This is a genomic window from Campylobacter concisus (genome assembly GCF_902460845.1).
Lineage (GTDB): Bacteria > Campylobacterota > Campylobacteria > Campylobacterales > Campylobacteraceae > Campylobacter_A > Campylobacter_A concisus_X.
Genome location: NZ_CABPVS010000002.1, coordinates 14773 through 27036, shown reverse-complemented (window position 1 = coordinate 27036; position 12264 = coordinate 14773). Strand labels below are relative to the sequence as shown.

12 protein-coding genes and 1 tRNA gene are annotated in these 12264 nt (G+C 34.9%); all 13 read left to right on the top strand.

What is annotated here, in order from left to right; translation table 11 throughout:
- The first annotated feature begins 66 nt into the window (after positions 1-66).
- The 13 genes from aspS to F3H00_RS01675 all read left to right on the top strand — a co-directional run bounded on the left by aspS (position 67) and on the right by F3H00_RS01675 (position 12261).
- Positions 67-1824 carry an aspartate--tRNA ligase gene (gene aspS, locus F3H00_RS01735; RefSeq protein ID WP_148798168.1) on the top strand — a complete coding sequence of 586 codons (1758 nt, stop codon included), beginning with the start codon at positions 67-69 and terminating at the stop codon, positions 1822-1824.
- Positions 1825-1968: 144 nt separating this feature from the next.
- The gene (locus F3H00_RS01730; protein WP_148798166.1) at positions 1969-2538 is read left to right on the top strand and encodes an adenylate kinase; all 570 of its coding nucleotides are present in this window, start codon (positions 1969-1971) and stop codon (positions 2536-2538) included.
- 110 nt (positions 2539-2648) lie between these two features.
- Positions 2649-2984: a NirD/YgiW/YdeI family stress tolerance protein gene (locus F3H00_RS01725; protein WP_148798164.1), complete on the top strand. Its 336-nt coding sequence runs from the start codon at positions 2649-2651 to the stop codon at positions 2982-2984.
- A 70-nt stretch (positions 2985-3054) separates the two neighbouring features.
- Entirely contained in the window at positions 3055-3573 is a 519-nt protein-coding gene (ppa, locus tag F3H00_RS01720; RefSeq protein ID WP_148798162.1) for an inorganic diphosphatase, read from the top strand.
- Positions 3574-3696: 123 nt separating this feature from the next.
- Positions 3697-3773 (top strand) — tRNA-Ile (locus tag F3H00_RS01715).
- Positions 3774-3966: 193 nt separating this feature from the next.
- Positions 3967-5220 (top strand): tyrosine-type recombinase/integrase, encoded by a 1254-nt coding sequence (locus F3H00_RS01710; protein ID WP_103596802.1) that lies wholly within the window; start codon positions 3967-3969, stop codon positions 5218-5220.
- A 747-nt stretch (positions 5221-5967) separates the two neighbouring features.
- Positions 5968-6246 (top strand): TrbC/VirB2 family protein, encoded by a 279-nt coding sequence (locus F3H00_RS01705; RefSeq protein WP_149703669.1) that lies wholly within the window; start codon positions 5968-5970, stop codon positions 6244-6246.
- Positions 6247-6258: 12 nt separating this feature from the next.
- Positions 6259-9048 (top strand): VirB4 family type IV secretion/conjugal transfer ATPase, encoded by a 2790-nt coding sequence (locus F3H00_RS01700; protein WP_149703668.1) that lies wholly within the window; start codon positions 6259-6261, stop codon positions 9046-9048.
- 11 nt (positions 9049-9059) lie between these two features.
- Entirely contained in the window at positions 9060-9854 is a 795-nt protein-coding gene (locus tag F3H00_RS01695) for a type IV secretion system protein (RefSeq protein ID WP_149703667.1), read from the top strand.
- Positions 9855-9863: 9 nt separating this feature from the next.
- The gene (locus F3H00_RS01690) at positions 9864-11030 is read left to right on the top strand and encodes a type IV secretion system protein (RefSeq protein ID WP_149703666.1); all 1167 of its coding nucleotides are present in this window, start codon (positions 9864-9866) and stop codon (positions 11028-11030) included.
- 1 nt (position 11031) lies between these two features.
- Positions 11032-11277, top strand: coding sequence for a hypothetical protein (locus tag F3H00_RS01685; protein WP_103568018.1), 246 nt, complete (start codon positions 11032-11034; stop codon positions 11275-11277).
- 1 nt (position 11278) lies between these two features.
- The gene (locus F3H00_RS01680; protein ID WP_103594652.1) at positions 11279-11983 is read left to right on the top strand and encodes a VirB8 family type IV secretion system protein; all 705 of its coding nucleotides are present in this window, start codon (positions 11279-11281) and stop codon (positions 11981-11983) included.
- Between the two features lie 2 nt (positions 11984-11985).
- A complete protein-coding gene (locus F3H00_RS01675) occupies positions 11986-12261 on the top strand; it encodes a hypothetical protein (RefSeq protein ID WP_103568020.1) in 276 nt (91 codons plus the stop codon).
- The last annotated feature ends 3 nt before the right edge of the window (positions 12262-12264 follow it).

The window sequence follows — 12264 nt, the reverse complement described above, 5'->3', positions numbered from 1 at the left end:
TAACAAAGCTTTTCAAAAGAAAAAAGCGATTATAATTGCCTAAAAAACATTGCAAAGGAGCATTTTATGCGAAGTCATTATTGCACCGATCTTAGCAAAGCTGATATCGGTAAAGAAGTAATACTTTGTGGCTGGGCAAACACATATAGAGACCATGGCGGCGTTGTTTTCATCGACTTAAGAGACGTTAGCGGGCTTATACAATTAGTCTGTGACCCTGCTGACAGCAAAGAAGCACACGACGTGGCTGCAAAAGTAAGAGATGAATATGTCTTAAAAGCAAAAGGAAAAGTAAGGGCTAGAGGCGAAGGGCTAACCAATCCAAAGCTAAAAACTGGTGAGATAGAAGTAATAGTAAGTGAGCTAATCATCGAAAATCCAAGCGAGCCGCTACCATTTATGATAGGCGATGAGAGCGTAAATGAGGACATTAGGCTAAAATACCGCTTTTTAGATCTTAGAAGCGAGCGCTTGCAAAATATCTTTAAAATGCGTTCTCGTGCGGCGATCGCAGCTAGAAATAGCCTAGATAAAATGGGCTTTATCGAGTTTGAAACTCCAGTTTTAACACGCGCAACTCCAGAAGGAGCGAGAGACTACCTAGTGCCAAGCCGTGTATATCCGGGTCAATTTTATGCGCTCCCACAAAGCCCACAGCTATTTAAGCAGCTTTTGATGTGCTCGGGCTTTGATAAATATTTCCAAATCGCAAAATGTTTCCGCGACGAAGATCTAAGGGCTGATCGCCAACCAGAATTTACTCAAATAGATATCGAAATGAGCTTTGTCGAGCAAGAAGATATCATAAATATGGCTGAGACGATGCTAAAAGATATATTTAAAGCCTGCGGATACGATATTAAAACGCCATTTAGACGTATGAGCTACAAAGAGGCGACTGAGACTTATGGCTCAGATAAGCCTGATCTTAGATATGATCTAAAAATGATCGATGTTATCGATATTTTCGAGCGCTCAAGCAATGAAATTTTTAGCTCGATCGCAAAAGATAAGAAGAAAAACCGTATCAAAGCGCTAAAAGTGCCAAATGGCGACAACATCTTTAGTAAACGTGAGATGAATAGATTTGAGGAATTTGTACGTAAATTTGGTGCACAAGGTCTTGGCTACTTCCAGATGAAAGAAGATGGCCTAAAAGGCCCACTTTGCAAATTTTTTGAACAAAGCGATCTTGACGAGATCGTCTCAAGATGTGAGCTAAAAGTTGGTGACGTAGTATTTTTTGGTGCTGGCAAGAAAAAAATCGTGCTTGATTATATGGGACGATTTAGAATTTTCCTAGCTGAGCAAATGGGCATCATCGATCAAGACAAACTTGAGTTTTTATGGGTGCTTGACTTCCCAATGTTTGAGCAAAATGATGATGGCAGCTACTCTGCGATGCACCATCCATTTACAATGCCAAAAAATATAGACGAGCCTGATCTTGAAGACATCCTCTCTATCGCTCACGACGTTGTGCTAAACGGCTTTGAGCTTGGTGGCGGAAGTATAAGAATTCACAAAAACGATATCCAACAAAAGGTCTTTAAGCTTCTTGGCATAGACGAAGAGGAGCAGCGTGAGAAATTTGGCTTCTTGCTTGATGCCTTGACGTTTGGCGCGCCTCCACATGGTGGTATCGCGATCGGATTTGACAGACTAAATATGCTTGTAAATAAAGCAGGCTCGATCCGTGATGTTATAGCATTCCCTAAAACGCAGCGTGCTCAGTGCCCACTCACAAAAGCACCAAGTCACGCTAGCAACGAGCAGCTTAGGGAGCTAGGACTAAGGATAAGAGAAAAAGAGCAAAAAGCTTAAAATTTTGTTGTAATAAATTTGGACTTTTTAGATGTCTAAATTTGAGTTAATTTAAAGATTTAAATTTTTGAGATGAATTTGGATGTTGCATAGAAATTTTCAAACTCATTCAAAGACACTCAAAAAATATAAAAAAGGGAAAGAATGAAGAATTTATTTTTAATCATAGGCGCTCCAGGTAGCGGAAAAACGACAGACGCATCACTCATCGCGCAGCAAGATGAAAAATTTGCACACTTCTCAACTGGCGATCTTTTAAGAGCTGAGGTTGCTAGTGGTAGCGAGCTTGGTAAGCTGATAGATGGCTTTATCTCAAAAGGAAATTTAGTTCCGCTTGACGTTGTCGTAAATGCGATCGTATCAGCCATTAAAGGCTCAGAAAAATCAAACATCATAATAGACGGCTACCCAAGAAGCGTTGAACAAATGACAGAGCTTGATAAGGTTTTAAGTGAGCAGAATGAAATTTCTCTTAAAGGCGTAATTGAAGTTGACGTTAGCGAAGATGTAGCAAGAGCAAGAGTGCTCGGCCGTGCAAGAGGTGCTGATGACAACAACGAAGTATTTAACAACCGCATGAAAGTATATCTTGATCCGATTGTTTCTATCCGTGAATTTTACAGTAAAAAAGAGCTACTTCATGTGGTAAACGGTGAACGTGGTATAGACGAGATCGTAGCTGATATCAAAAATTTACTAGCTAAACTTTTATAAATTTACAGACCTTGCATCAAAAGGTGTAAGGTCTGTAAAACTTACTTTTCATTAACATCAAAAATGTAATATCCTTTTAAATTTTTACAACAAATTCCAAAAGGATAAAAATGAAAAAAATTATAATCGCTTCACTAGCTGCTAGTATCGCAATGACTGGAGGCTTCACATCAAAGTACTCAGGCGAAGCGATAAGCGTAAAAGAGGCTTTAAAACTAAAAGACGACGCTAAAGTCGTACTTGAGGGCAAAATAAAATCACATATAAAATCAGACAAATATGAATTTATTGATAAAAATGGTGATGTCATTATTATTGAGATCGATAACAAAAAATGGGGCAACATAACAGCCAACGAAGATACACCTTTAAGAATAAGAGGCGAAGTGGATAAAGACCTTATGAAAACAGAGATCGATGTCGATAGCGTAGAGGTTATAAAGTAGTTAAATTTTACGCGTATTTAATGCAAAAAATACTAAAATCACGAAAATTTCTAATAAAAAGGACGAATATATGGACGTTTCAAAGATTAAAGCTGGTTCAAACCCAGACAAAATCAATGCCGTAATCGAAATACCTTATGGCTCAAATATCAAATACGAGATCGACAAAGATAGCGGTGCGGTTGTAGTTGATCGTGTGCTTTACTCAGCGATGTTTTACCCAGCAAACTACGGCTTTGTGCCAAACACACTTGCGGCTGATGGCGATCCAGCTGATATTTTGGTACTAAATGAGTATTCGCTCCAAGCTGGCAGTGTCATCCCTTGTCGCTTGATAGGCGTTTTGGTAATGGAAGATGAGGCTGGCATGGACGAAAAGCTTTTGGCTGTGCCGGTTACAAAGATCGATCCAAGATATGAAGCGATAAAAAGCTACGAGGATCTGCCAGCTGCAACACTAAATAAGATCAAAAATTTCTTTGAAACTTATAAAATTCTCGAGCCAAACAAATGGGTAAAAGTAAAAGAATTTAAAGATGCAAATGCTGCAAAAGAAATTTTAGACACCGCAATTAAAAATTATAAATGATTTTAAGCCCTATTTTTAGGGCTTTTACTTTAAAAATTTCTCAGTTTTATATGCTAGAAAAAAAGAATTATTTTTATATTTAGATAAGCTTTTTCTTGTATAATACAGTTTTCTTTCAACTGTGGGTTCATAGCTCAGTTGGTTAGAGCATCCGGCTCATAACCGGATGGTCCCAGGTTCGAGTCCTGGTGAACCCACCATTTTATGTTTTTTATAATTCCTTATACTTCTTTTTAATTCTTTTTACTTCTTTATAATTCCGATTTCATGGGCTAAAAGTAGCTATCTAATTCTTTTTACTTCTTTTTTATATACAATTACTTCCAGATAATTCTAGTTACATATAAGGTAATTCTTACTACATAAAGGTAACTTTTAAAAAAGGAGTAAAAGATGCCAAGAGTTTCTACCGCAAATTTGTTTGATAAAGATATAAGGGCAATGTTGCCAGCCAATAAAGTATATAAAAAAGCTGTGGGCAATCCAAAAGAACTTTATATAAAAGTGTATCCAAGTGGTATGAAAACATTTTTTATACAATATAAAAACACTACACATTTTAAGTTGAAAGAATTTAGGGAGGGGATTTACTCAGTTGCTGAAGCAAGAAGAGATGCGATAGAAATTATAAGAAAATTTGAAAGTGGTTTTGTAAGATCCAAAGATAAATATCGAATTTCAGAGCTATTTGATAGATATATTGATAAAAAAGAGAAAATAGACCAGCTAGATAAGGTTTATATAGACAAAATTAAATCTAGGATAAAAAAATATATCTTGCCTAAATTTGGTAATGTTGATATTAAAGATATAAAATTTAATGATCTAAAAACCATATTAACACCATTATTTAATCCATATAATCCAAAGAAATCAAGACTTGAGACTATACACAGAATTATAAATACGCTAAATTCGCTATATGAAAATGCCATTAAAGATAGATATATAGATTATAACCCTTGCAAGGCTTTACACGATGAATTTCCAACTTCCAACAGCTTTAGCCTTAGAAATGGCATCGACACAAGATACCCAGCTATTACAGATGAAAATGAGTTAAAAGAGTTTTTGACTGATTTACGAAATGACAGCAAATTAGATCTACAAGTCAAAAGAGCCGTAATGCTCCAAATTTTATGCGTTAATCGTCCCATTAACACCGTAAGTGCTGAATGGAAAGATATAGATCTTAAAAAAGGAATTTGGACTATTCCGCCTATCCAAATGAAAATGAGGCATGCACACCAAATAACACTCTCAAAGCAAGCTTTATCAGTTTTACTAGAACAAAAACAATATACACCATTAGAAAGTAATTTTGTATTTCCGTCTCTTACAAAAACAGGTCATATTAACAGAGACAGCATTAGTAATGCCATAAGAAATATAGGCGGCAGAGAAAAATATAATTCTAAAGCTTCTGCTCATGGTTTTAGAGCCACGTTTAAAACAATTTGCTCTTTACATCTTACGGATCTGGCACAATTGGGCATAAGCGAAAAAACAATAGAAAATGCTCTAGCGCACACAGAAAGCAATGCAGTTAAATATGCCTACGAAAGACAGACAGCAACTATTGATCAAAATAGAATTTTAATGCAATGGTATGCAGATTACCTAAACAATCTAGTTCAATTTATTTAAAGTTAATATCTTAAAGTCATACGATATAAAACATCAGTAAAAGGTTCGGTTTTTTAAAAATTTATATCGTTTTTTTAATGCTATTTCATCGGTTTTTTACTGGTTTTTTAATACAGCTTAAAAAACCGATAAAGCCCTTTAAATCGCCATTTGTATAGCAATTTTTTTCGGTTTTTTAACTTTTTCAGCGCGTGTATGAGAAAACTTAAATCGTTTATAAGCTCGGTAATAACGATATTTTAAAGCATTAAAAAAGTAAAAATTCATATTTTTATTTAAGGTAAAAAACCTATTTTAAGACCATTTTTTGTTTAAAAAGAGGTATTTTTATCTAAATTCTCTTAAGAATATAAAAATTTCTTTCGGTTTTTTACTGGTTTTTTAATTTAAAAAAGTCTATTTTTAGGTGCTTAGAGAGCATTTAAGCAAAAAATATATTACTAAAAGATAAAAAATACTTTGAAATATCGTCTTGATGGGTTTTTTATCGGTTTTTTAATGCTTTGCAAATCATAAAATCAAAATTTCAAAAAATTAGCTATGCTCTAGGATGATGAATTGTAGGTTACTGATAAAAAATTGATTAGAGTTTTCATATTTTTATATCATTTTATTCAAAAATATGTTACACTTGCGTGTCAATATTTAAAAGGAGACATAAAATGACAAACAACATTTCCGCTCTAATCGTCGAGAGAGAGAGAGAGAGAGAATAAAAATCGCTTTCTAAAATCTAGCTCTACTTCAATCTCATATTTCAAGCAGTTTTCTGCTTTTCTGTTTTTATTTTTTTTCCCAAATTTTCTATTTGCTGCTGGTGGGACTGGTCTGACCAAAGTCGACAACTTTTTTTCAACTGTGAATGGTTGGTTAGCTGCTGCTGGTGTTTTTATCATGACTGGCGCAATCATGGTTGCAGGATACAAAGTAATGTTCGGTGGTCAAGCAATTAGAGAAGTTACACCTATAATTCTTGGTGGTATTCTTATTGGTGGCGCCGCGATGATCGCTGGCATGCTTCTTTAAAAGATACTCCCAATGTTAACTCCTGAGCCTATCTTTAAAGCCTTGACCCGTCCTCCTATGGTATTTGGTGTTCCTATGGTGCCATTTATGGCTATGGCACTTAGTTGGGCTTTATTTGCAATTTTTGCTAAAGTGCTATTTGGAAACGAATATTTGCTTTTAGCAGTTATGATTATTCCTACTACCTTTGTTTTTCAATTTATAGTTAAAAAAGACGATATGGCGTTTAGGCTTTGGGGGTTGAAACTTAGATTTTTTAGATCCCCTGCCATTAATAAATTTTATAATGGTCGGAAAAGCTATATGGCGAATTCGACATATACCAAGCAATCTATGCGCAATTTTTATCCAAGACTTAGCGTTGTTGGACTAAGTGAATTTGCAAATTTAGAGAATTTAATTCCGTATCAAACATATATAAATAATGTTGTCATCACAAAAGATAGAGATTATTTAGCCACATGGCGAGTTGATGGTATAGCTTTTGAAGTAGAAGATGACGAATTAATAGATCTTGCGAAAAACAAGCTTAATATGCTTGTTAGGCAATTCGCTGGTGAAAATATTAGTTTTTATTTTCACAATGCTAGAATTAATACACAAGTTGGCTTGAACGATTATTTTTCAAATGAATTTTTAAAAAGTTTCTCAAAAAAGTATTATGAGATTTTTAGCTCTAAAAATTTAAAAGAAAACAGACTTTATCTAACTGCGATATATTCACCATTTAGTAAGGCTGAGAAACTACACTTTAGAAATCAAAACATAGATACGAAAAAGAAACAGATCAAAGCTCATTTGAAAAGTTTTCACCAAAAATGCATAACTATTGAACAAAATTTAAACCATTTTAAGCCACATAGACTTGGCATATATGAGCAAGATGGTGTAATTTTTAGCTCTCAACTAGAATTTTACAACTATTTGATAGGTGGTAAATTTACAAAAGTTCGTGTTCCAAATGCACCCCTAGACTTTTACCTTAATGGTAACTTAAATGAAATTTTTCCTTCACAGCATACTTTACAGCTAAATTATAATGATGGAACTAAGAAATTCGTAAAAGCAATTGAATTAAAAGACTATCCAAATGTAAGTTTTAGTGGAATATTTGATAGTCTAATGTATGCTAATGTCGAATATACCATAACTCAAAGCTTTACGCCACTTTCAAAAAAAGAGGCGAGAGATGAGCTTACAAAGCAACAAAAAAGATTAGTAGCAGCAGAAGATGATGCATTGAGTCAAATTGCAGAACTTGGCACCGCTTTAGATGAACTACAAAATGACATAATCTTTGGCGAGTATCACTTTTCTATCGTCATATACGCTGATACACAAAACGATTGCGAGCACATTGCAAACCAAATTGCGGTCGTATTGCAAGATCTAGGATTTTTAGCAACACAAGCCAATATAGCTCTAGAAGCTACATATTTTGCGCAGCTTCCAGCAAATTTCATGTTACGCCCTAGGCTTCACACCATTTCGAGTAAAAATTTTGCTAGTTTTGTAGCACTTCACAACTTTCCACGAGGAAAACAATATGGCAATCCATGGGGAGATGCCATTGCAATATTGCAAACGCCAAATGCGCAGCCATATTTTTTTAACATACACCAAACAATTTTCGATAAAGACGAATTTGGTAAAAACGATGTTTTAGCAAATACCTTTGTTTTAGGTCAAAGCGGTGGAGGCAAAACTGTTTTAATGAATTTCACGCTAAATATGCTCTGCAAATTTAATGAGCCAGATACTTTTGCAGAAAACACTCCAAAAGAAAAACGTAAGGCTACCTATTTCTATTTAGACAAGGATAAAGGAGCTATCGGCAATATAATTGCCATTGGCGGAAAGTATTTAACCATTACAAGTGGAGAACCGACCGGATTTAATCCTTTTAGTTGTGATGCAACACCTGAAAATATACGTCGCTTGAAGGTTCTCTTAAAAATGTTAGCCACCAAAGGCAATCAAAATAATTTAATGCTAACAACTAGAGAAGAAGAGCAACTCAATCTAGCAGTAGATAGCGTCATGAGACTGGAAAAAAGCGAAAGAACTCATGGCATCAGTAGGGTTTGGCAATTGCTTCAAGAAGGCGAAAATGAGTCAAATTCATTAAAATCTAGATTGATGGCTTGGACTATCGGTAATGAATTTGGATGGGTATTCGACAATGAAATGGATACTTTAGATTTTAGCGACGAGAGTATTCTTGTATATGGTATAGACGGCACAACGATCTTAAAAGACGATGAAATTTCTCCATATGTTGCATATTATATTCTTTGGCGAATTATCGATATGGTTGATGGACGCAGGTTTGGCTTATTTGTCGATGAAGCATGGGATTGGCTCAAAAATCCAGTAGTGTCAAAAGAGGTCTTCAACAAGGAAAAGACCATTAGAAAAGAAAACGGCTTTTTGTTTCTTGGCACTCAAAGTGTCGAAGATATCGCAAAATCTAGCATTGGCACAGCAATCATGGAACAAAGCGAAACAGTATTGCTGCTAAGTAACCCAAAAGCAAAAGAAACTGATTTTTGCGGTTCCTTGGGCATGAGTGAAGCAGAATACCAATTCGTTAAAACAACAGATCCAGAGAAATATGAATTTTTAGTTCGAAAAGGCGTTGATTATAGGGCGATTGCCAAGATCAATCTATCACATCTAGGAAACATGATTAAAGTTTTATCAACAGCCAAAGTCTATGTTGATGAATTAACAAATATTAATGCCTTGGATATCAGTCGTGAAGAAAAATACCAACTCATCAAAAAATTATATAAATTTTAAGGAGAAGACATATGAAAAATAGTCTCGTTTATAGAGCAAAGAAAGCTTCAGTTATAGCTACTTCTGTAGCAATTCTATCATCTAATCTATTAGCCTCTGGTATTCCAGTAGTTGATGGTGCTGCTATAGCCCAAAATCAAGCAACATTTACCATGGAGTGGATGCAAACGCTGAAGGACTACGCTGAAAAAGTCAAAGTATGGGGAGAAGAAGCTTCACATAGAGTCCAAGAAGTTAAAAAATGGGCTGATGAAAGAGTGCAATGGGCAAATGACCTATATACCAAAACAGGCATTAGGGATATTGTCAATTTCACAAAAGAAATGAACGAACTCTATAATGAAGTCTACGATACTGGCTATTCAATATATACACAAGCGACAGGTTTTAGTCTCGATAGCTTTGATGAAAGGGCATGGGATTTGTTTTTAAAATTTGGTGGAACAGACCAGTGTTCATCAATAAGTGATATTACGCATAGAAATATCTGCAAAAAGAATACCACAAGTGCTTTTAAAGAATTTGAAGTTGTAAATAGACAATTTGATCGTCTTAAGCACGAAATTAATGATCTTGACAAAATAAGCAAAGAAGTAGCTAGAAATAAAGGCAAACAAGAGGATCTAAAAGGTTCTATAGATACTTCAAATCAAATAGCCCTATTGCGTGCCAGACAAGAGAATAACTGGCGTGCCTATCAAAGAGACATGGATCAGTTAGAAAACGAAAGAAAAAGATTACAAGACGCAGAGTTTAAGATGACTAAAGATAGGCAGCGAGCGGCATTTAAAATTTTACAAAAATAGGCTCATAGTATGTATAAAGTAACAACTGATTCAGGTCGAGGATTACACGATCTAGTCATAGATATATCAGAGAATGTTGATAGTTTCTTTCAAAATAATTATTCAAACGGAGTGGGAGCACTTCAATCGCTAATTAATACAACTGGAAATATTCTAGCTGTGTATCTTACCGCTTGGATTATGATCGAGGGATATAAAATTCTTTGGGGTAATGGCAAACAAACTTTTCAAAATTTTGCTTTTGATGCAACCATTAAGTTTGTCTTTATAGTCTTAGCAATGAATGCTGGAAACTGGATCAATCTTGTTTTTGAAGCATTCAATGGCGCAAAAGAATATGCAAACACCTTTTTGTCATATGATGGCAAAGGCTTATATTCAAAAATCGCAACATGGGCTGGATTTATGGGTGACTACTACGATGTGGTATGGGATCAGTCAAGCACTTTAGAGCTAGCATACATTATCTTCATAATTATTATAGCTTTTATTGGCTTTTTTATTGGTGCAGTCCCTATTTTGAGAGCGCTGTTTGTAAATACACTATCATTTCTATTGCTTATGATTTTGGCTCCATTGGCATTTTATTTTTTAATCTTTAAAACGACTAAAAATTCATTTGCACAGTGGTTCCAAATGGTTTTAGCAAATATTATTGCGTTGCTCTGCCTATCATTATTCTTAAATATTTTGTTTGATTACATGTTTCCAAAAATCAATAGCAATCACGATTTTAAGGATGAAGTATTTGTATTGGCTCTAGCGATGGTATTTTATGGAATTCTTGCAAATATAATGTGTGGTATGGCTACTGGAATAGCCGAAAAACTCACTAATGTTAGCCTTGATGGATTAGCTGGAACAGGCGTTGGACGTGCAATGGGTCTTGCAGGTGCTGTTGGGGGTGGTGCAATAGGTGGTGCAATGTTGGCGGTAAGAGGTGCTCAGGCAATGGGTGCTGGCAAGGCAACTGGTTTTATAGGCTCTCGTCTTTTAGGTGCAGCCACATCTGCAGCAAAAGAAGTTGGCAATTCAAAGCTCGGTCAAAGCATCAACTCTGGAATAAACACGATTAAAAATTCTTCAGCAGCCCAAGCCGTTGGATCACGACTTAACCAAGCGAAAAACATAGGTTCAAAAATTAACAATTTTACAAAAGGTCAAGGTTGGAAATAAAATGAAATTAAATAATATTTTAAACTATAAAAAATATTTTAAAAAAATATTAAATTATATTTTAATATTTTTATCTTTACTTGTAGGCACTAGCTTTATGAGCGGTTGTGCCGCTCATAATTCTCCTAAATTTGAAAATAGCAGTAATCAAAAATGGGAAGATTATTTTGATAGTAATGAATACAAGCCAGTAAATGAAAATAGAGAAAATTTAGATCTCAAACAAAGTATAAAAAAGGCAATGTAAAATGAAAAGAGCTAATGATAAAAATGATTTTTTGGCTTCTAATAATCCAGATGATGTAGCAATTAGCTATGAAGCAAGCATTAGATACATAGCGGAACAAGCTAACAAGAGGGCTTATTTTATATCAGGTGTGGCTCTGCTTATTGCTATCATCAGCGTTATCGCTGTTTGCTTATTGACGCCATTAAAATCGGTTGAGCCTTATGTTATTAGGGTTGATAATACAACCGGAATGGTTGACATAATAACAAGCGTAAATAAAGCCGAATTCACAGGTAATGAAGCACTTGATAAGTATTTTGCAACAACATATGTAAAAGCGAGAGAGGGATACTATTATGATATTTTGCAAAGCGACTATGAATTAGTTCAAATTTTAAGCTATCCAAGTGTTGCCAGTGATTATTTGAGAATTTACGAAGGTGAAAATTCTAGAGACAAAGTTTTAAAAGATGACTACGAAGTAGAGATTGATATTGTTTCGGTTACACTGGGAAATAGCGCTGGAGCACCTACTGCAACTATCAGATTTAATCAAATTACCAGAAAAAAAGGCGAAAAAATAGCTGTATCAAACAAAGCAAAGATTGTGACACTTTCATATGACTACCAACCAAATACACTCACAACAGAGGAAGAGCGTATTAAAAACCCACTTGGATTTAAAGTTAGCACGTATAGAGTTGATGACGAAATAAGGAGATAGAAATGATTACTTATGATGATTTCACAAAGTTAATTGATGTTATGACTGAGCTTTTAGCTCAAAAAAATACTGACATTGCAGAACTAGTGCAAGAGGTCGAAACCTTAGAAAGAAAACTCGCATTATATGAGCAGAAGGATCTATTTGAAGTAGTAGGGACTTCAAATATCGGTGACCAAGTTTTGAAAGTATATGAGAAATTTGTTCCAGATTTTGTAACAGATGAAGAAATTGCAGCAGCAAACTCCATTGCACCAAAATTTGACATTTCGGAGTAAAAA

What these genes read in the sequence shown, in the direction of transcription:
- aspS (WP_148798168.1), top strand. Translation starts at nt 67, where the DNA reads ATGCGAAGTCATTATTGCACCGATCTTAGCAAAGCTGATATCGGTAAA.
- F3H00_RS01730 (WP_148798166.1), top strand. Translation starts at nt 1,969, where the DNA reads ATGAAGAATTTATTTTTAATCATAGGCGCTCCAGGTAGCGGAAAAACG.
- F3H00_RS01725 (WP_148798164.1), top strand. Translation starts at nt 2,649, where the DNA reads ATGAAAAAAATTATAATCGCTTCACTAGCTGCTAGTATCGCAATGACT.
- ppa (WP_148798162.1), top strand. Translation starts at nt 3,055, where the DNA reads ATGGACGTTTCAAAGATTAAAGCTGGTTCAAACCCAGACAAAATCAAT.
- F3H00_RS01710 (WP_103596802.1), top strand. Translation starts at nt 3,967, where the DNA reads ATGCCAAGAGTTTCTACCGCAAATTTGTTTGATAAAGATATAAGGGCA.
- F3H00_RS01700 (WP_149703668.1), top strand. Translation starts at nt 6,259, where the DNA reads ATGTTAACTCCTGAGCCTATCTTTAAAGCCTTGACCCGTCCTCCTATG.
- F3H00_RS01695 (WP_149703667.1), top strand. Translation starts at nt 9,060, where the DNA reads ATGAAAAATAGTCTCGTTTATAGAGCAAAGAAAGCTTCAGTTATAGCT.
- F3H00_RS01690 (WP_149703666.1), top strand. Translation starts at nt 9,864, where the DNA reads ATGTATAAAGTAACAACTGATTCAGGTCGAGGATTACACGATCTAGTC.
- F3H00_RS01685 (WP_103568018.1), top strand. Translation starts at nt 11,032, where the DNA reads ATGAAATTAAATAATATTTTAAACTATAAAAAATATTTTAAAAAAATA.
- F3H00_RS01680 (WP_103594652.1), top strand. Translation starts at nt 11,279, where the DNA reads ATGAAAAGAGCTAATGATAAAAATGATTTTTTGGCTTCTAATAATCCA.
- F3H00_RS01675 (WP_103568020.1), top strand. Translation starts at nt 11,986, where the DNA reads ATGATTACTTATGATGATTTCACAAAGTTAATTGATGTTATGACTGAG.